The organism is Furfurilactobacillus curtus, assembly GCF_054657915.1.
The window spans coordinates 1,770,204-1,791,344 of record NZ_BAAHXU010000001.1 but is presented as its reverse complement, the minus strand read 5'-3'; the positions used below and the strand labels follow the sequence as shown (position 1 = coordinate 1,791,344).

General features: G+C 43.8%; 15 protein-coding genes. 3 read left to right on the top strand and 12 right to left on the bottom strand.

Annotation, left to right across the window (positions count from 1 at the left end):
• Positions 1 to 4: 4 nt before the first annotated feature.
• From ACYQ0Y_RS08330 to ACYQ0Y_RS08295, 8 genes are all read right to left on the bottom strand, one after another.
• Positions 5 to 1,093: a glycosyltransferase gene (locus ACYQ0Y_RS08330; protein WP_407883233.1), complete on the bottom strand. Its 1,089-nt coding sequence runs from the start codon at positions 1,091 to 1,093 to the stop codon at positions 5 to 7.
• Complete coding sequence (locus tag ACYQ0Y_RS08325; protein ID WP_407883231.1) at positions 1,093 to 1,842, bottom strand: glycosyltransferase family 2 protein; 750 nt, start codon at positions 1,840 to 1,842, stop codon at positions 1,093 to 1,095. The genes ACYQ0Y_RS08330 and ACYQ0Y_RS08325 overlap by 1 nt, the downstream gene beginning before the upstream one ends.
• A 30-nt stretch (positions 1,843 to 1,872) precedes the next feature.
• Positions 1,873 to 2,535 (bottom strand): sugar transferase, encoded by a 663-nt coding sequence (locus ACYQ0Y_RS08320; RefSeq protein ID WP_407883229.1) that lies wholly within the window; start codon positions 2,533 to 2,535, stop codon positions 1,873 to 1,875.
• 15 nt (positions 2,536 to 2,550) lie between these two features.
• On the bottom strand, positions 2,551 to 3,489 hold the full coding sequence (locus ACYQ0Y_RS08315) for an NAD-dependent epimerase/dehydratase family protein (RefSeq protein ID WP_407883227.1): 939 nt from the start codon (positions 3,487 to 3,489) through the stop codon (positions 2,551 to 2,553).
• Between the two features lie 349 nt (positions 3,490 to 3,838).
• The gene (gene mprF, locus ACYQ0Y_RS08310) at positions 3,839 to 6,412 is read right to left on the bottom strand and encodes a bifunctional lysylphosphatidylglycerol flippase/synthetase MprF (protein ID WP_407883225.1); all 2,574 of its coding nucleotides are present in this window, start codon (positions 6,410 to 6,412) and stop codon (positions 3,839 to 3,841) included.
• 173 nt (positions 6,413 to 6,585) lie between these two features.
• Positions 6,586 to 7,542, bottom strand: coding sequence for a beta-galactosidase small subunit (locus tag ACYQ0Y_RS08305; RefSeq protein ID WP_407883223.1), 957 nt, complete (start codon positions 7,540 to 7,542; stop codon positions 6,586 to 6,588).
• On the bottom strand, positions 7,523 to 9,421 hold the full coding sequence (locus tag ACYQ0Y_RS08300) for a glycoside hydrolase family 2 TIM barrel-domain containing protein (protein WP_407883221.1): 1,899 nt from the start codon (positions 9,419 to 9,421) through the stop codon (positions 7,523 to 7,525). The genes ACYQ0Y_RS08305 and ACYQ0Y_RS08300 overlap by 20 nt, the downstream gene beginning before the upstream one ends.
• 866 nt (positions 9,422 to 10,287) lie before the next feature.
• Entirely contained in the window at positions 10,288 to 10,737 is a 450-nt protein-coding gene (locus ACYQ0Y_RS08295; RefSeq protein WP_407883220.1) for a MerR family transcriptional regulator, read from the bottom strand.
• Positions 10,738 to 11,002: 265 nt separating this feature from the next.
• Between ACYQ0Y_RS08295 and ACYQ0Y_RS08290 the strand changes: the two genes are divergently transcribed.
• Positions 11,003 to 12,517, top strand: coding sequence for an MDR family MFS transporter (locus tag ACYQ0Y_RS08290; protein ID WP_407883218.1), 1,515 nt, complete (start codon positions 11,003 to 11,005; stop codon positions 12,515 to 12,517).
• Positions 12,517 to 13,254 (top strand): DUF4811 domain-containing protein, encoded by a 738-nt coding sequence (locus tag ACYQ0Y_RS08285; protein ID WP_407883216.1) that lies wholly within the window; start codon positions 12,517 to 12,519, stop codon positions 13,252 to 13,254. The genes ACYQ0Y_RS08290 and ACYQ0Y_RS08285 overlap by 1 nt, the downstream gene beginning before the upstream one ends.
• A 420-nt stretch (positions 13,255 to 13,674) precedes the next feature.
• Here ACYQ0Y_RS08285 and ACYQ0Y_RS08280 read toward each other — a convergent pair whose 3' ends face one another.
• Positions 13,675 to 13,908, bottom strand: a complete 234-nt coding sequence (locus ACYQ0Y_RS08280) for a hypothetical protein (protein WP_407883214.1) — start codon at positions 13,906 to 13,908, stop codon at positions 13,675 to 13,677.
• A gap of 16 nt (positions 13,909 to 13,924) precedes the next feature.
• Here ACYQ0Y_RS08280 and ACYQ0Y_RS08275 point away from each other — a divergent pair, with 16 nt between their 5' ends.
• A complete protein-coding gene (locus ACYQ0Y_RS08275) occupies positions 13,925 to 14,941 on the top strand; it encodes a coiled-coil domain-containing protein (protein WP_407883212.1) in 1,017 nt (338 codons plus the stop codon).
• 1,358 nt (positions 14,942 to 16,299) lie between these two features.
• Here the strand turns inward: ACYQ0Y_RS08275 and tkt are convergent.
• From tkt to apf, 3 genes are all read right to left on the bottom strand, one after another.
• Entirely contained in the window at positions 16,300 to 18,333 is a 2,034-nt protein-coding gene (tkt, locus tag ACYQ0Y_RS08270; RefSeq protein ID WP_407883210.1) for a transketolase, read from the bottom strand.
• Positions 18,334 to 18,802: 469 nt separating this feature from the next.
• Complete coding sequence (locus tag ACYQ0Y_RS08265; protein ID WP_407883209.1) at positions 18,803 to 20,104, bottom strand: APC family permease; 1,302 nt, start codon at positions 20,102 to 20,104, stop codon at positions 18,803 to 18,805.
• Positions 20,105 to 20,280: 176 nt separating this feature from the next.
• The gene (gene apf, locus ACYQ0Y_RS08260; RefSeq protein ID WP_407883207.1) at positions 20,281 to 20,865 is read right to left on the bottom strand and encodes an aggregation-promoting factor; all 585 of its coding nucleotides are present in this window, start codon (positions 20,863 to 20,865) and stop codon (positions 20,281 to 20,283) included.
• Positions 20,866 to 21,141 lie beyond the last annotated feature (276 nt).

Here is a 21,141-nt window from a genome sequence, read left to right as displayed (position 1 = left end):
ACGACTATTTTCTGTAAAGAGTCATTAATTTTTTTGCAGCCACTTTATTATCGTAAAAAAACAATCTTGAAGTAGTTTTTACAATTTGTTCGCTTTTAAAAATTTCTGTTATCCAAAAGCGAAATGAGCCTGATGATATAGGTAAAAAAAGACACTCGTTTGTTAACTTAATTTCGGAAGAAATGTTCTGAGAAAAAATGGATTTCAATCCTGCAGCTTGTGCTTCAATGCCTACAGTTGGCAACCCCTCATATAATGAGGGTAACAAAAATATATCGCTCATGCTTAACAACTGATCAATATCTGTTCTTTCACCTAAAAAGACAATAATATCTTCTAACCCTTTAGCCCTTGAAAGGCTTTCCAATTCGTCCAACAAGCTACCTGTTCCGACAATAAATAATTTAAAGTTATTTTTTTGTCGCTGATTCATTGAATCGACAAGATCAATTAAAAAAGTCTGATTTTTTTGTTTCTCCAGCCTTCCAATGTTAATCCCAACAACAGTGTTTTCCTCAATGCCCATCTTTTCTCTGTTGCTTTTGCGATACCGTTTGGCATCTACGAATTTAGCTAAATCAATACCATTAGGAACAATTAAAAATTGCTTACCTAGGAACAAGCTGTTCCCTGCGTCTTCACTGACCGCTACTAGATCCGTTGCAGTTGTAATAAGTAATTTCTTTAGAAAAAAAGCTAATAGTAAATGTGTCCGTGTGAAACCCTTTCCATCTGACGTTGCATGACTGACCGCAACTCTCGTCTTGATCCCACAAATAAGGGCTAGAAGTAAATTAATACCACCACCAAAATAAATCTCATTTTCTACTGCAAAAAAGTTTTTAGTCCGAAGCAGTCTAAAAAGTTCCTGAATATATTTGAAAAAATGCCGATTTGGGTCCGGTAAAACAAAAATTTTGCCACCCATTTTCTTGATTTCATCATTATACGGAGTGACGTCCTTGTACGTATCATATATGACGAAATCAAACACAAATTCGGACAAATCAACAGTTCTAAAAATATTCATCATGAAAGATTCGGCCCCACCTAAACCCATCCTTCCTTGAAAATGAAGAATTCTTTTGACCATCAGATTTTCCTTTCGATTTGAGAAATTAAATACTTGGTAAAGTAATAACTTGCCTTCAAATAACCAAATCCTAAAAAATTATAAAAAATCTGAAAAGTCCATTTTGCGGCCTTTACTTTATTTGAAGTTTTTGACTGGTGCACCAAGTAATCAGCTAGCGGATCTGTAGAAAAACGAAAAAAAGTCAGATTATGGTCCCGTGCTAAACTAAGCCACAGCGCATAATCTTCGTGATCAATTTTCGGAAAATTTATCCATTTTTTTAGGACAACTTTTGTATCTAAAATGACCGTGAGCATTCCAATAGGATTTCCACTCAACAAATCATTGAATTTATACTTCGAATGTTTTGAAGTAACAATTGCGGTTGGCCGACCATTACGTATCTTACGATACGTTCCAAAGGAGGCCGAAACTTCATTTTTTTCCATGAAATAAAGTTGATTTTCTAATTTTTTTTTATCCCAGCGATCATCACTATCTAAAAAAGCGATGTAGCGTCCCAAACTATTTTTGACGCCAATATTTCTAGAATTAGAAATTCCCAAGTTGCGTTGTAAATTAACTACTTTCACACGCTCATTGACTGCATATCTACTCAATAACATTGCCGTATCATCAGTTGACCCATCATTTACAACAATTAATTCAAGATTAGAATAACTTTGCTGTAGAACAGAATCAATAGACTGATTAACTGTATCAGCAGCATTGTACACCGGCATAATAACAGAAACCAAATCTATCATTATTAATTCACACCAATTCCCTTCGAAAATTCATCTGGCGCCGTCTCCAGTTAATATGACTCTTAAAGTTCCAAACATAATGTGAAAGTCCATTCGATAACTCACATGCTCGATATAGTAATTATCAAGTTCAGCTTTTTTCTTAGGAGTTAGCTCGTATCCTCCGTGAATTTGCGCATAACCACTTAATCCAGGCAAAACTCGAAGTCGTTGTTCAAACCCAGGACACTCATCACTAAATTTATGAGTCATTAAAGGTCGTTCAGGTCTCGGCCCGATGAAACTCATTTCACCCTTAAGTACATTCCAAATTTGTGGTAATTCATCAATACGCGTCTTCCGAATGAACTTTCCTACAGCAGTGACACGCGGGTCATTTTTCTGGGCCCACATAGCACCAGATTTCGATTCTGCATCATTACTCATTGATCTAAGTTTAGTGATTTTAATAACCTTTCCCATATATCCGACCCTTTTTTGGGAGTAAAATACGCCCCCCTTGGATGTAAGCCCGACTAATAAACCAAAGAGAAATACAATGGGCAGAGCAAACAAGCCAAGGATAAGTGCAAAAACAAAATCAAATATCCGCTTTACACGAACGTATTCACCACTAACTGGTGAACCAATTTTTTCAACAAAAAGCAAATCATAAGTGCCATCATTTCTTTCGATAACATGTGTTACTTCCATAGTCTCTCCTCCACATCAATTGAGATTAATATATTGCCAATACCTCGTTAATCCTTCTGAAACAGAAATTTTGGGCATGTATCCTAATTCTTTCAGCTTATCAACACTAGCCACTGATACTTTTATATCTCCTGTCCTAGCATCCTGCATTGAGACATTAATATCCGTCTGTGCAATCTTCTGATATGTTCTCACTATTTGATTTAAAGAAGTTTCATGACCAGTTGCAATATTAAAAACATCACCTTTAACATTGCTCCCAAAAGTTAGTAATTCAAGCGCATCTAAAACATCACTTATATATACAAAGTCACGAGATTGCTCACCATCACCGAAAATCTTGAACTCGGTACCTTTTTGTAGCGCCTCAGTCAGGATAGAAATTACGCCCGAATATGGTGACTTAGGATTTTGCCGTGGACCATAAACGTTAAAAAATCGAACTGTGACAAAGTTCAACTTGTACAAATTTGCATATGTAACCAAATAGCGTTCAGTGGCAAATTCGTCAATTGCGTATGGCGTAATTGGAGAAACTTTAGAGATCTCTCGTTTCGGTAACTCTTGTTCATTACCATAAACAGCCGCTGACGAGGAAAAAAGAACCTTTTTAGGCTTCAAACCATTAGTTCGTATTGCCTCTAGTATGTATATGTTAGCCTCTTGATTAACTTCATGTGTATAAAGTGGGCGCTCAATCGAATCAGCAACGCTGGCCACGGCCGCCAACAAGAAAATATACTCAAAATCATTATCGACAAGTAATTTTTCCATAAAGCCATGATCAATAATTGAATGTTCATAAAAAGTAACTTGTTTAGAGTCTGGAATGTTTTCTTTAAGACCCATTGAAAGATCATCGACAATGGTAATTTGATGCCCTTCACCAATTAATCGTTCAGCTAAGTTAGAACCAATGAAACCGGCTCCCCCTGTAATTAAAACTTTACTCATTTTTATGTGTTCTCCTTCAGCACTATAACTATCAAAAGTTAACTAGACTTAAGTATAAGCCAGAAGTCCTTAATTATGGGCATTGTTACAATATTGAAATGAATTCATCATCATACTACTCTATTTGTCTAATCAAATATTCGCAAGCTTAAATAATGTGAATAACTTTTATCTTAAAGCAGTGAATAGCTAAAATAAACTTACATTGCTATTTCACAGCGTTTTGAAATCGTATACATTCAAGACTGCCAATTTAAGTCTCGTTAAGAAAAAAACTTACTGCTAGTTTCTTAGCAAAAAGAAACCGGTAGTAAGTTTTACAAAAACATTTCATTTGAGTAGAGCCATTCTATTTCCGCCTAAAGATCAGCACCCGCTTCTCGCCATTATTTCGCTTTGCATTTACCACGGCCGTAATCTGCATCATGGTAAAGACCAGCGAACTGCGCCGTCGATAAGCGATGTACTTTCCGTGCCAGGAGGTGACGTACTTTTCTTTATAATTACGCAACCCTTGGAATCCATAGAACCGGTAGCCGTATTCATAGATCAAGTGGGCGATGCGTTCTTCAATGAAGCTAAAACGCGACACGCCGACATTAGCTAACGGGGTCATCCCCATATTAAAGTCCTTAAACCCTTGGGCGGCGTTTAACTGTAATAGGTGAATGAACATGACATCCATTGTGCCAGATGGCGCGTCTTTGCCGTAGCGCATCAAGTCGATCGAGGCAACATCGGTATGAGTGGGCATATTCGTTGTAAAGGCGATAATGTGCCCATCTTGATTACGCATGACGTAGATTGACGCCTGGTTGAGATAGTAGTCATCAAAGAAGCCCAAGGAGAAGCCACTCTCGTTTTGACCGTCAAGCCATGCATTGGAGATCTCACGCAATTCAGCCAATGTTTGCTCACTAAATGGCGGCTGTAGTTCCTCAAAGGTAATCCCGTCGCGATCGAATTTACTCATCAGGTTGCGATCAGTTTTACGTTTTTTACCATCCATACTAAACGATGGCAAATCAACGAAGCCTTCTTCACCAAATTTGAAGAAGTCGTACCCTTTTTCATGGAGGCTCATCGTCATGTCTTCATCGATCTCGTAAAAGACAATCGAATATCCTTCTTTATCAGCGACATCCAAAAAGTCATCAATCGCGGCATCGCGATAAGCTGGATCCCCGACCGGCTCGCCCATCACAATCAAGCGATCGGCCTTTTTTTGGTACATGAAGAACACTTTATCTTCGCCATCCACTTGATAGAAGTACAACAACTTATCCTTGAGATAGGCTAGATGACTAACTTCATTGCCACCATACGTTTGAATGACGTGATCAACACGACTAGCATCAAACGGGGTTGTGAAGATCGACGATTTACCGTTGTGCAGATACCAATACACGACCACCAGAATCACCATCGCAATGGCAATCGCCGTTAAACCGCTAAACCAAACGCGTTCTGTGGGAAACAAAGCCGCGCGTGGAACATGATGGAGTCGTTGATAATTGGGGGTGTTATATACCCCGACAACAATGTACGTGATAAAGATCCCGACAAAGCTGAGTCCATCGACTAAGATGGCGCCCCAAGAATATTCGAAATGTTCGCGATAAAATTCCTTATGCGACAGCCACAAAGCAAACAGCACGGCCACTAAAAAGACCGAAATTTTAATGGAAGGATCCTTCCACAAAGTATTGAGGGTCGCCATAATCAGCACAATTGTGGTTGGCCAAAATGCCCGTTTGACCCGCGAATTGACCCCTCGTGCTAAGCCAATTAGGAGAAAACCCATGATGATATTAGTCGCTTGATTGGCAAAGTAGACGACGTAGCCATAAAAGGCCCCATAAATCTTGTTATATTCCTGCAGATGGGGAAAGGTCGAAACTAAGATAATCATCACGCCTGAGAACCACAGAAATAGGGTTAAGAAAACGTGCGCCACTCGACGGAAAAGCTGCAGTGGTAGACCCTCAAACGCCTTATTAAAGCGGCTTCCAGCATCGTTAACAAAGAATACGACCCCGACCAAAAATGGCAAGATGTAGTAAAAAATCCGGTATAACAGCAGCCACACGAGCGCATCAGCTTTACCGACCCCGATAAAACCCAGACCGGTAATCATGAAGGTGTCAAAAGACCCGATTCCACCAGGAATCATCGACACAACCCCAGCCACTGAGGCCACCGCAAACATTGGCACCACAGCGGCCAAATCAACCTTAATGCCCATTAAATAGCCAATAAAGATAAAGAACAAGGTGCAGCTCAACCACTCAAAGCTCGATCCAGTCATTAACGAAAGTTGGCGGCGCCATGTTAGATCATTGAAGAATTCAGAGTCGGTAAACCGGGTGGTCAATAAGACGACTGGAAAGTACAGCGCTCCACCGACGAGCCAAATCCAATAACGAGCAAAGATGGTCCCGATGCCCAGGACAAACACTTGAAAGAGGGCAATCCAGCAGACCAGTGACAATCCGGTCAATAAAAAGAGCGCAATTTTGGAAATTGCAAAGAGAATTTCTTTGCGTGTTGCCCCTTTACTATAGAAGTTGGCTCGCAGACTGGCCCCTAGTAGTCCACCGAAGCCAGCGATGTTCGTGAAAGTGTTAACGGTCCAGCCAGAGCGAATCACATAGCCCCGTTTAAACGTCCCGGGGAGAAATTTCACAATATTAAAATCGTAATTTAACATCGGCGTGACCGCAATAAAGCCGACCACTAGCATCACGAATAAGCTAGTCATCGATTGATTAGCAAAGATCGCGGCCACTTGTGCACCACTAATCTGCTGCAGATCACGGCCAATCTCGTGAACAACATACAGCAACACCGAAAAAACAAAAAGTAATCGTAAAAGCATCATGTGGCGATTAATGGCCGCCCACGCGTTACGCAAAATTTGCATCTGGTTTCTCTCTCCCCGTCATTGGACAAGTTGTCCCAGTAAAATGTTGATTTTAGTGTACCATGTTCCATGCTAACGGTTGAGCTCTGGCCCTCCTGATTTTAGATAAACATCATAAGTTAGCCAACTTTTCATATAAAAACAGCTGTCAAAGACAGCTGTTTTTATTTAGACTATTCTGGCCTAATCACAAAATCACATTCATGATCCATCGTCGCGTCAATATGATACGGTGCTGCAACATCTGCGCCCCAACTGTCGATGCCACCAACACCACGAACAGCGCCGAATAGACTCAGCACGGTACGTCGTGGAATTGGCAACTCTTCAATGTGTGTCGCATTTTCTAACTCGAATGGCGTGTATGGTAAACAACTAAAGGCAAATGTTGGCGTGCCCACTATAGCGAGTGAAAACGGAGCTGCATCAGGGTCTGCGTTATTTAACGTTTGTCGGCGGGTCACGGTCAGTTGCTTGGTATCCATGTGCATCCCCATTTCTTGCGGGACCAAGTAAGGCGTCACGGGTAGGCCATCCACATGGTAGGTTCCAGTTGTGCCGCCAGCCATACGGTCCGGATAGGTTTCTCCAGATAACCCAGTGTAGTCAAAACTACTGGCAACAGTGGGCATCGTTAACCGCAAGCCAAACACGGGTAATTCAGGCAACTCAGACTGACCGCCAAAGTGTTCGTGAATCGCTAATGTGCCATCTGCGCGAACTGTGTACGCAATAGCTACCGTCGTACTGGGCACGGTCGTCGTTTGGTAGGTGAAGGTTACGATCACTGATGACGCCATTTCGTGATTCGAAAACCGATTATTTTCTGGCGCTAACGGTAAGCCCAGATCAACGCCATCAACTTGAACGTTAATCGCCACACATGGTGAGAACAAATCAGCGCCCAACCACATAGCGGACCGTTCGGAAAAATGGTTGCCGCGATCATTGTCCGTGGTAGCGCGCCAAAAAGCCGGCCGAGCCACCCGATACAGCCATTCTTTGCCGTCAATGGCTAGTGATTCTAATCCCCCACGATCATAACTAAAACCATAGTAAACATGCGGGCCATGCACGCCTAACACCCCATCGCCGTAAATTACACGTAGGTTATCTGTCGTATTTGCCATAGTAGTAGGCCACCTCCTGTAAAGCTGGTTTTGGTGTCCGATCTGCGAACATCACCCCGTCACCAGAAAATTCATAATCCGAGTGGCGATCGTCAAAATCCCCACCATATCGCAGAACTGGTTGACCGGTAACTTCATCATTGACCCACAAAGCCTGATCGATAAAGTCCCAGATGAACCCGCCAGCATAACTAGGGAACTCATCAAATAAGGCCATGTAATCACCAAGACCGCCGAGCGAGTTGCCCATATCATGCATATACTCGCAATCTAAGAACGGTTTGGTGGGTGATTCCATCAAGTATTGGCGAATTTCAGTTGGAGCGGCATACATGCGACTTTCCACATCAGAAATCTGTTCTTCATACGCGGGATTTCGAATGACCCCTTCATAATGGGTTAACCGACTGGGATCAACCGACTTATAATAGGCGTTCATAGCGGCAATATCCTCGCCAGCATAGGATTCATTACCTAATGACCAGAATAAAATTGCCGGGTGATTTTTAAACGTTTCATAGTTGTTAACAGCGCGGTCTAGCACCGCAGCCCGCCATTGTGGCAATGATCCTGGCACATTGACAGATGGTTCAACAGCACCGAGTTTCTGCCAAGTCCCGTGTGTTTCTAGATTATTTTCCGCCATCATGTAAATACCGGCTTGGTCACACAAATAATACCAGGGAATCTGATCGGGATAATGACATGTTCGCACCGCATTGATGTGTGCCTGAGCGAAGGTTTTTAAGTCGGCTTGCATATCAGCCATTGAGATCACCCGTCCGTGATCGGCACTCCACTCGTGGCGGTTGACACCATTTAAAATTAACCGCTGACCGTTAAGTAAAATCACGTTATCTTTAATTTCAATGCGACGAAAACCGACACTTGCTGGTACTGCCTCAACCACGTGACCGGTGACGTCTATGATGGTTAAGACGAGCTGATACAGGTATGGATCATGATGATCCCAACGATGGACTTGCGGCAATGTCAAGCGATCAAAGGTCACTGTCGCATCGGTTGTCTTAACTGCCTGTTGTTGAGTGGCAATCGTTGCCCCAGTAGCATCGAGCAAGCGCAATTCGATATGTTGACCAACTTGTCGTTCACCACTTAAAGCAGCTTTAACCGTTAACAAGCCTGTTTCAAAGTCATCGCTGAGTGTCGGTTTAAGCGTCAAATCTTCTAAATGAATTTTTGGCCGGCTAACTAACTGAACACTGCGAAAGATCCCCGAAAATCGAAACATATCTTGATCTTCTAAAAATGAGGCCGTACTCAGCTTGAACACGGCAACGGCTAGCAGGTTATCGCGTGATTTAACATACGGCGTTAAATCAAATTCCGATCGGGAAAAACTATCTTCCGCATAACCGATAAAATGACCATTGAGCCACACATACATCGCCGTTTGCACACCATCGAACTGAACAGCAATGCGCTGATGAGCCCACTGCTGCGGTAAATCAAAGTGCGTCACGTAAGCGCCCATTGAATTGTCAGGGGCTTGACTGAACATCCCAGCCTCCACATTTTGCCCCAACGTATAAGCTGCCCGGCGATATTCTTTACCTTCCCACGGATATAGCGTGTTGATGTACTGAATTTGCGCGTCATTGTGCAATTCGATATGCCCTGGGACGGTGATCGTGGTGAAATTGCGACGATCATCCTCCGGTTGGAAAAAGTGTTGTGGGCGCGCTTGCGGATTAGGTGCAAACTTAAAATCCCATTCCCCATCCAGTGACTGTGTTAACGAACTAGTCTCAGCTTTCATTTCTTGCTCATTAATATAGAAGAAATGATCACTATGTGCTGGCAATGTCCCGACCCGAAAAACCTGCGGATCATCCAACCAGCTAAGTTGTGGTTCCATCTGTTAACCTCCATGATTCTTGCGTTGACAGTTTTAGAAAGCGGTTACATTTATATGGTACCGCAAGTCACTACAAACTGCAGGGGTGATGCACAAGATGAGTCAAGTGGCTCATCATCAATTGCTAAACGGCGCCGGGTCATTAAACCAAACCGCTATGGTTACCAAACAGGAACACTGTCGAGCTCCAAAGACCTGAGGCTTGTGCTTAACCCGTAATCACCAATTGGCAAAAGACGCCAACTGGTGGTCACTGGTTAATGCTCAGCCTCAAACCGGCCTTTTCCGCTCTGAATATAAAAAAACACCCCACCAGATTCCCTTAACTGGTGAAGTGCCGTAACAGGTAGTTGATGACACCATGAAAACGGTAATTTTCATGAAACATATTGTTTTAAATACGATCACTAATCACCCCGGAAGGATGATTCTCGAGCGCATTCCGCGCGATTTATCGAACCTTTTCTACAAAAAGTTGTCCAAAAAACACTCACAACATGAAGCAATGGCCCAGCCGTAAAGATCGGCCATCTCCTGGGAATTTTTGGGTCATCAACTGCGATCCCTGTTACACCCTCAGCTTAGCATGTACAGCCGCGTGCGACAAGTGAATAAAATCAGAGTGCTCGCAAGACCGGGTGAGTCTGAGCAACAACGGACAATCGTAATGGGGCGCTTTTGACCCGGTTGTGATTGTTAGTTGTGCACAGGACTCAGGTCTTGCGAGCGCGTTTTCGATAGCATGTGAGTCATCACGGGTGAAGCCAATCGCCTACAGGAAATCGTTCTCATAACCTAATCAGATCATGACTGTTCATCACGCACCGTCCTGACGCTTGGCAGCTGTTCAAGTCACGCCCACATCCTTATTCCAGTCGAAAATGGGTTCCTGATGAATCCACTTGCGCAATCAGGTGCTTGGTCGGTTCCGAGTCAAATGAACCAAAATCAATAATGTGACTACCATCATCCACTAATTGCACACTTTCTATTCGATCAGTAACCAGGTGCTTTAATGTTTGAATCACATCACGATGTTGTGCCATTTTTTGGGCAGCAGTTGCTAATGTGTAACCCTCGTCCAGGTAAGCCTTCATCGCTCGAACCTTAAAAACAGTTTCGTATTTATACTTTCGATTACCTTCACTCTCGCTCAAGCAGTTAATGTAACCTTTGTCTGTCCAATACCGCAATTTAGTGGTTGTAACGCCTGTTGCTCGGGACAAATCACCAATACCGATAGTAATAATATCGTCATGTTTAAAAATTTTTGCTAACCAGGCTTTGGAGCCTTCGCCCCCTGCAAATTGTTCCATGCTGTTACCTCAATTATCTATTGACGTTTAGTAGCTTTTTAGTTAATGAATCTGTTATGACTAATATATAAAAAATATAATTATCCTTAGTGCTATTTTCTAAAGGACTGATGTCTTAGTTAATCATCCAAAGTACTGACATTTCCTTGAACTATTATATATTTTGAAATATCATTGTCAACTTGCTTGACACTAATCACATGAAGTCTTATATTAATCCTCGTGCTTTTTAAACATGAATTTTGTAATGAAAGAAGGAACTCCTATGGCAAAAGCCGTCGATACCAACGGCAAACCGTATAACCGTGCCTTAATGGTTGTCGTTTTGCTAATTGGGACATTTTGTACCGTCCTGAATCAAACTATTTTAACGACCGCTTTCCCAACTTTGATGAAAGCCTTCGATATTTCTACTTCGACCGTTCAGTGGCTAACCACTGGTTTCTTAATGGTCAACGGGATCATGATTCCGATCTCTGCTTACTTATCAAGTCGTTTTAATTCAAAATGGCTGTACATCTCCGCGATGGCGATCTTTGAAATTGGGACAATCATCGCCTTCACTGCGCCAAGCTATGGTGCCTTGCTTACCGGACGCTTGGTGCAAGCCGTGGGGGTCGGGATTGCGATGCCATTGTTACAGACTCTGATGCTAACGATTTTCCCCGCTAGTTCTCGTGGTGCCGCCATGGGATTGGCCGGAATTGTTATCGGGGTTGCACCTGCTATTGGACCAACTCTATCTGGATGGGTCATTGATCAATATCAATGGCGTGATTTATTTGGCATGATTATTCCGATCGTGGCCGTTGTCATTGTCGGCGCATTATTCTTTATGAAGTCGGTTATCGAAACAACCAAGCCACGACTAGACTGGCTATCTGTTGCGATGTCGACACTTGGATTTGGTTCATTATTATATGGCTTCTCATCCGTTGGGGACGATGGGTGGACATCTGTGAAGGTCATTTCAACACTCGTGCTTGGCGTTATCATCATTGCCTTATTCGTTTGGCGCCAGTTGACTATGGACCACCCTTTCCTTCAACTACGTGTCTTTAAGTCTAGCGAATTTACCATTGCCGCAATTCTAAGTTCTGTCGTGATGATTGCCATGACTGGGGTTGAAATGGTCTTACCATTGTACTTGCAAATTGTTCATGGGATGAGTGCCTTTCATTCTGGACTAACCCTTTTACCGGGTGCCCTGATGATGGCGGTAATGAGTCCCATCACCGGCCAAACTTTCGACCGAATTGGTGCTAGGCGTCTCGCTATCGCTGGGCTATTTCTTCTAACCGCGGGTACTTTACCTTTTGTCATGATCACCAAAACCACGCCAACGATCTACGTAACTTTCTTGTACGCGGTTCGCATGTTTGGGATTTCCATGGTCATGATGCCAGTGACGACGGCTGGGATGAACGCGCTGTCCTTTGATTTGATCTCTCACGGAACCGCGGTTAACAACACAACCCGGCAGGTGGCTACTTCCATCGGGACTGCCGTCATGGTTTCAGTTCTTTCAAACGTCACTAAGAACGCCATGCCTGCCCACCACGTGCTTACTCAGACCCCGCTGGTCTACAAGGTTCGTGCGATTAATGCAACCTTAAGCGGTTACCACGCAACTTTTTGGGTAGCGATCGGCTTTTGTATTCTCGGCTTTGTCTTGGCTTTCTTCCTTAAGGGATCCAAACGAGCTTCAACTCACGTCACTCAAGCGAACACAGACGGCTTAAAGACTCCTGCAGCCACTGATAATGGAGGTGAAGCCTAATGATTTTAGTCACCTTAGTTCTCGGTGCCATCGCCTTTTTCGTTTGTTTTGTCTACATTAAACCAGTTATCTGGCGAACGGTTGGGACGTTGTTGGCGCTTGTCTTCCTCATTCCATCCTTACTCATGATCAACTTAAACGATCACGATCACTTTGGCATGAAGAAAGTGACCACCACTACAACTAAAGTCATCTATTCCGCCGATCCAACCGGCAAAATGAACATGATGCTTTATCAAAATATTGGTACTAAAGGCACCGAAAATACGCAGATTTATGCGACCAAAAAGGGTCAAAAGAAGCCCGGTCATACGCAGGTTAACGAAAATACGTTTAACCACGTCAAGTCAACGACTGCTTCAACGGCTACTTTAACCACCAAAGAAACGCGGTGGGTCTACAAGAACAACGCGACCAAATTGTGGTTTAACGTCGCTAATAATAACCACGAATTGATTAAACGAACGAACACGTTCCATCTACCTAATGACTGGGTACACTTATCAACAACGCAAGCCAAACAGCTGAAAGCACAAATGGCTAAACAGCAGACCCCTGCTGCCCAAGCGCAAGTCAAACAACAGGCCGCTGCATTCGTTAAGCAACAGATGCAAGCCGCCATCGCAAAAGATCCTAGTTTGGCCAATAACCAAGCTAAGCAACAACAATTGAGCAAACAATATGCCGCTCAATTCCAAAGCCAACTGATTAAAAAGGCTGTGGCAAATTTGAAGTAAAATGTCATCTTAACACTGGTGATCACCAAGAAATCACCTTTCTTCAATCCAGAAAGTGACGTTTACTCCAAAAGTTTGCATTAAATAAATTTACTAATTAGGCAGTTAATTCTCGTTCAAAATTGAACGGTGATTAGCTGCCTAATTTTGCTTGGATTCGCCCTCAATTCTAATAATCAATTTCATACACTGACTGCTTGATATAGTTCGTAGTCTGAGCGGCTGGCGGTCTTAACCAATTAATCCCGCTTGTGGAACCCGACAAAATCTGAGGGCAAGCCGGTGGTGTCGAACAACCACGAACATGTTAATTTGAGTCTGACTATAAAAAATCTCCTCACCTTCTCAGCCGTCCGTTTCTAAAACCGGTTAGCTGAAAGACAAGGAGATTTTTTTCATAATGCAACAGTTGATGAAAAGCTATTTGCGTTTTCTAACTGGAAAGACAGTCAATGTCGCAGCGGCCAAGATCGCAAACAACTCAACTTGCTGGTCAATTGAATCGCGGTGAGTGGTGCTTGTCTTCGGTAACGCAGATTTTGGATTCAATGATGAATGTAAATGTGATGCATCTAGCCGATTAACCCCAGCCGGATCTTTGATTACGTCTTGTGGTGTCGTTGTGACCGGCTTGGCTGACCGATTATTAGCCACAGAGGTGTCAGAACTGGTGGTTAAATTGTTGCTAGTAGCCGAAGAATCAGCTGAACTAGAGTTAACGGAACTAGCAGCGGACGAATCAGCCGAACTGGAGTTGGCGGAACTAGTAGCGGACGAATCAGCCGAACTGGAGTTAGCGGAACTAGCAGCGGACGAATCGACCGAACTAGAGTTAACGGAACTAGTAGCTGACGAATCAGCTGAACTGGAGTTGGCGGAACTAGCAGCGGACGAATCGACCGAACTAGAGTTAACGGAACTAGTAGCTGACGAATCAGCTGAACTGGAGTTGGCGGAACTAGTAGCGGACGAATCAGTTGAACTAGAGTTAACGGAACTAGCAGCGGACGAATCAGCCGAACTGGAGTTGGCGGAACTAGTAGCGGAAGGATCGACCGAACTAGAGTTAACGGAACTAGTAGCTGACGAGTCAGCTGAACTGGAGTTGGCGGAACTAGTAGCGGACGAATCGGCTGAACTGGAGTTGGCGGAACTAGTAGCGGAAGAATCGGCTGAACTGGAGTTAGCAGAACTAGTAGCTAACGAATCGGCTGAACTAGAGTTAGCAGAACTAGTAGCTAACGAATCGGCTGAACTGGAGCTAGCAGAACTAGTCGTTGACGAATCAGCTGAACTGGAGTTGGCAGAACTAGTCGTTGAAGAATCGGCTGAACTGGAGCTAGCCGAGCTAGTAGCGGAAGAATCAGCTGAACTGGAGTTAGCAGAACTAGTAGCGGAAGAATCGGCTGAACTGGAGTTAGCCGAGCTAGTAGCGGAAGAATCGGCTGAACTGGAGTTAGCAGAACTAGTCGTTGAAGAATCAGCTGAACTGGAGTTGGCCGAACTAGTAGCGGACGAATCGGCTGAACTAGAGTTAACGGAACTAGTAGCGGACGAATCAGCTGAACTGGAGTTAGCAGAACTAGTAGCGGACGAATCGGCTGAACTAGAGTTGGCCGAACTAGTCGCTGACGAATCAGCTGAACTAGAACTAGCTGAACTATCTCCATCAATTTTGGTAACATAAACATTATTTACCCTACCGGTTGTTGCTTCGGCGATTGTTTCCTGTGGATTGGCAAGTTGATAACCAGTCGGAATATTTTGAAAATCATTGTAAACAATTTGAATATAAATATAGTCCCAAGAGCCAACTTGTTGACCAGTTGCTTGATCAATGTAGTTATAAGTAGTCGTGATACTATCATATTCCTTGTTGTATTCAGCTAATGAAATTACCGGAATATGGTAATCGAAGGTAATGTTATCATCGGTGGAAATTCCATAGTCTTGCGTATCTGAGTGCCAGTAACTGGCATGATATTGACCGGCATAAATTGGGAATCCATGAACATCTAATGCTGGATGATTGAATTCTTGTTTAGAAATTGTCGCGACTACAGTTCCATCTTCTTCTAGGTAAACGACACCATGATCAACCTTTGCATCACTTGTTGCTGAAGAAGAAGTAGCTGAGCTAGTAACTGAAGAGTCAGCCGAACTAGTAGCTGACGAATCGGCCGAACTAGAGTTAGCAGAACTAGTGGTTGACGAATCAGCTGAACTGGAGTTAACGGAACTAGTCGCTGACGAATCAGCTAAACTGGAGTTGGCCGAACTAGTAGCCGAAGAATCAGCTAAACTGGAGTTGACCGAACTAGTAGCCGAAGAATCAGCTGAACTGGACTTGTCTGAATTTGTACTCGATATCCCAGATGATAATGCTGTAGTAAAATTCAATATATGGTTATTCGTCTCGAGGGGTTGTTGTGTTAGTTGATTACTCGCCTGTACCTTCATAGAGGTTGCTAGAAAACCTGTAAAAGCCAAACTTAGCGTAGCCGAAAACAGCCAAAATTTATTTGCCCTTTTTGTTATTAGAAACTGGTTTGATCGTCTACTCATTTTGTATTCCTCCATTTACTCAACAGTGACAGACTCTGGCTCAATAGCCGTATCGGTCGATAGGCTGTTTTTTGGCATTAGGGTCGTTATAGGTCTCCACAACTAACCAAGATTTAACTAGGTGACTCGATATTGTTTTTATCATGATTCTTCCCCCCAGAAGAAAAAATAAGTGATTTCATTCACGAATTATAAAAATATTAGCTTTCCTTATGAGGTAGTATAATGCACAAAATGTTATATTTCAATTTTGAATATTTTCTTTAATGTACGATAAAACTTAAACCGCCGCAGTATCAGTCAAGACATGTTGCAAGAAGCTCCAAGAAGCGTGGTTAATCCACAGCAACAAAATACTAATACCCATATGAATTGATTCAATCTAAATACTGAGGGAGATGCCGATAGCAGTGAATAATTAAAGCGACCAAAAAAGAGTGTTTGGGACAAAACCCAAACACTCTTTTTGATCTAGATTGTTTATCTCGTTGAAGCAAAGTCTGACAAAGCATGTAACCGTGTGTTCACTAATGATGCATAGGTGTCGACAATCGTATCAGTAGTAAAGTGGAAACGTTTGACCACTTCGCTACCCTTACCACTCAGGCCAAAGCTGTCGATCCCGATCACTTTCCCATCTAGCCCGACATACTTGCCCCAATCTGTGGTCCGACCCATTTCAATCGCCACACGATTTCGCACATCATGAGGCAAGACTGTTTCACGGTAAGATTCTGGTTGGGCGTCGAACAGATCCATACTTGGCATTGAAACAACGCTGACATCCTCACCACGATCTACTAATCGCTGTTGGGCAATGATCGCTAATTGAACCTCTGACCCAGTTGCGATTAAGATCCCATCTGGCGTGCCCCCTTTTTGTGGTGAAATCACGTAGGCCCCACGGCTCACCCCTTCTGGATGCAGTTTAGCCCCAGCTAGAACGGGTAGGGTTTGACGAGATAGAATTAACGCTGTTGGGCGATCATGGGTTCCCATCGCCTGCTGCCATGCCGCAATCGTTTCATTGGCATCGGCCGGTCGAATCACCGAAAGCCCAGGCATCGCACGCAATGCGGCCAGTTGTTCAATCGGTTCATGCGTTGGCCCATCTTCCCCAACCGCGATTGAATCGTGCGTGAAGACATAAGTGACCGGTAACTTCTGCAGAGCCGCCAAACGAATCGCCCCGCGCATGTAATCTGAAAAGACCATAAAGGTACTGCCATACACCCGTGTACCGCCATGCAGCGCAATCCCGTTCATGGCACAACCTTCTGCAAATTCCCGCACGCCAAACCACAAATTACGATTGACCGCGTTATCCACATCAAACCGACCATTATCCTTCAAATCAGTCTTATTGGAAGCAAACAAATCAGCCGAGCCACCCCACAATGAGTGTTCTCGCTTACCTAATGTCTGCAACACCTTGGCGGAGGTCAACCGCGTAGCTTCAGCATCGCCAAGTTCATAGTCATCGGTTAAATCACTGAGATCAACACTCTTAATTTGACGCACATCATCCGCAAAATAGGCCGCCAATTCAGGATATTGCATCGCATAGCTTTCCATCATGTGGTTCCATTGTGCCTCAGCCTTATGCCCACGACGTCGAATCGAACGATAAAAGCGTTCATACACTTCGCCTGGAACGTAAAACGGCGCGTATGGCCAATCGTAGGTTTCTTTAGTGGCAGCTAAAGCTGTTTCACTCAACGGCGCGCCATGAACTTTATTGGTGCCTGCTTGTGGTGAACCATAGCCAATGGTTGTTTTGACTTCGATAATAGATGGGCGATCTTCAGCGGCTTGCGCTTGTTTAATCGCATGATCAATCGCGTTTAGGTCATTGCCATCCCCCACGCGGTGGTAGTCCCAACCATAACTTTCAAACCGTTGATGAATATTTTCGTTAAATGCATTCGACAAGGGACCGTCGAGTGAAACGTCATTGGAATCATATAACACAATTAATTTGCCCAGTTTCAAACGACCGGCCAGACTTGCCGCTTCGTGGGAAATCCCCTCCATCAAGTCACCATCACCGACCAGCGTGTACGTGTAATGATCAACAACGTTAAAGCCCGGCCGGTTGTAGGTTGCCGCTAAGTGTTCTTCAGCCATCGCCATGCCAACAGCCATCCCTAGCCCCTGTCCTAGTGGGCCAGTCGTGGCTTCAACGCCATCCGTCCAGCCATACTCTGGGTGCCCTGGCGTCTTACTGCCCAACTGGCGAAAATGTTTTAAATCAGTCATTGAAACCTTGTAGCCACTTAAATGCAACAGACTGTATAACATCGCTGATCCATGACCAGCTGACAAAACAAAGCGATCACGATTAAACCAGTGTGAATCTTTTGGATTAACGGTCAGATGGCGGCTCCACAACGTATAAGCCATTGGTGCAGCTCCCATTGGTAATCCAGGGTGACCTGACTGTGCCCGATCAATGGCGTCGAGACTTAACGTCCGCACACTATTTACCGCTAATTGGTCAATTGAATCAAACATAAATTCATCATCCTTTTCTTTTAACAATCCGGCGAGTAAATCACGACCGGTGCTTTTGGTCTATGTTTGATACAATAGCGGTCTCATCATAAGTCAGCAAGAATAAAATGGTGATAATGATGATAATTAGCTTAAAAATTCATGAACCGTTAAAATTGGAATACCGTTTTATGTCCATAACTATCAAGATGTTTATCACATTGGTCTATATTTTAGCACACGGTTGTATTTTGCCATTATTTTGTTGACGAAAAGCCACATTGTTAACCAAAAATCCGTCTATTTTTATAATTGGTATAGTTAAAAACCACTCAGCCACTTGATCCCTTGACTGAGCGGTTTATTGTATTTGTCGAGCTACCCAAGCCTGATGTCTGTGCCTAGCCCAGCCTGCCTAATTGGCAAAGAGCGCCAACCAGTCAGTCTCAGCTAGTGCTCGACATCACCCGGCTTGTTTCGCTCTGATTATTTATCGATGCTGATTTTGTTGCTGTTCAAGTTCACGGCGCCGGTTACGCGTTAAGAAATAAAAGGGGATTGCAACCACCAAGGCACCCAGTCCCCAAATCAAGTTCACCAATTGCGCCTGCGCTAGTAACCAAAATGAAACCAATACTGCAATAATGGGAATCACTGGTCCAAACGGAACCCGAAAGGCTCGTGGTTGATTTGGACGCGTTCGACGAAAGACCAACACCGCTAAAATCGTCGGCAAGTATTGAGCAAATCGCGAGACAACTGAAATGGCAGCTAACGTACTAAATGTGCCCGTCAAGGCCAGTGGCAATGCTAATAGAACCGAAATGATGACCGCAACATCAGGTACACCACGCCGATTCAGGTGACCAACAATCCTCGGCATCACGCCGTTATCCGCCATCGCTTGACCACTACGCGGTACCGTAAATGACTGTGCAATGGCAATGCCGGTAATCGAGATCACAGTCCCCGCACCAATAATTGCTTTGCCAACTGGTCCTAGAATCGCTGACAAAGCTGTTTGCATCGGTGCCGTCGTTGTCGCCAATCGTGGTCCCAAGATACCAATCGAGACGGTTTGAATTAAAAAGTACAACAACGCCACCAGACCCATGACAGTGATGATCGCTCGCGGCACATCATGTTGGGGATTTTTCATGGCTTCGGCGGCAATAACAATGGCCTCAAAACCGGTAAACGCATAAAACATCACAATTGCCGCTTGACCAAATGATCCGGTTGCATAATGCCCATGCGGAAAAAACGGCGTAAAATTACCCGCATGCATGAAAAAGAGCCCAATTGCGACAAAAAACACTAGCGGAACCATTTTGGCCACAGTGACAACATCATTCAACCATTTGGTGACGTTAACACCGAGAATATTAATTAGTCCTAACCCAACTAAGAGACCCGTAATAATCGTTGCGTGCCACACTGGTTGCGCTAACACTGGCCATAAAGCGCCCAAAGCGGTCGCTAATCCTGCTGCCATAGTCGCCCAGGCAATAATACTAATCACCCAGATAATAAAACCAACTTCGTAACCAATAAAATCACCAAATGCGGCTTTTGCATAGACGTACGGGCCGCCGTTTTCACGAAACAAGCTTGCATCCTCTGCAAAACAAAATGCAATACTGATCACTAAAAGCATGTCAAATACAAAGACTAATAAGCTAGCTGGGCCGATTAATTTCATTGCGGTATTTGGCAACAAAAAAATTCCTGAGCCAATGATGGCATTTAGGCCAAACAAGACGATGCTGATAAAGCCAAAGCGTCCCTTCATTGCAGTTCCTTCTTCCTATAAATAAATATAAACATTATTATGCACCTTAGAGGGTACTCAAACGCAAATAAAACTCGTGAGAAAATCAGCCAACTTATTTCAAGACACTAAAAAGGCCGTCCATCACTGGACGACCCTTAATCAATAGACTTAATTATTGGCTTACGCCAAGTTGCTTACCACCAACCGTTTGCTTCCCAGAAGGCTTGGGCGCCGGCCCATGAACCGTAACGAGAATCAGCGTATTGCGTTGCAACAGCTTCTTGATGAGCTGGTGATAAGTCGCCGCCCAACTTGTCTAAACTAAGTTGGTATTTGCCGTAGTATTGACCATTAACGGCTGTGTATGAACCACCAGATTCGCGAGCAGCAATGTAAGCTTGGGCTGCTGAATCAGAACCAGAAACCGCTGGGGCTGCAGGAGCAGCGGTTTGTGCTTGAGTGGTTGTTGCTTGCTGTACTGCAGCAGCTGGTTGTTGCGTAGCTGTTGTCTGCGTTTGTTGCTGGGTCGAGGCAGCAGTGTTAGCACCATCGGCATCAGGAACAGTCAGTGATTGATCAACAAAGATTAAGTTCCCACCATTTTGCAAGTGGTTCGCGTTTACAATGGCTTCAACAGTACTGTTGTTTTCAGCAGCTAACTTAGAAACCGTGTCACCACTTTTAACAGTGATATTGGTGTCAGCATTTGCGACGACACTCCCTAAACCAAGTAATGCGGTTGCGCTAGCAGTAGACAAGACTAATTGTTTGATCTTCATATGCTAAAATTTCACTCCTAAGGTTGTTTGATGTAACCAGGATTGGTTACATGCTGGCTAATTAACTCGTAATGGTGAGTTAAGATTTCTTTAATAACAATAACTTAACGATGACCACTATACAGATTGTAAATAACAGAAGAATACCGTAAACATTACAAATTCAGCCGTAAATGTCATATATTCCGATATCTGAAACATTTCGTAATATAACCCAATTCGTGAAACGTCTTGTGCCCCTAACAATTTATCGACTTATCAGTTACTTGTGGACAA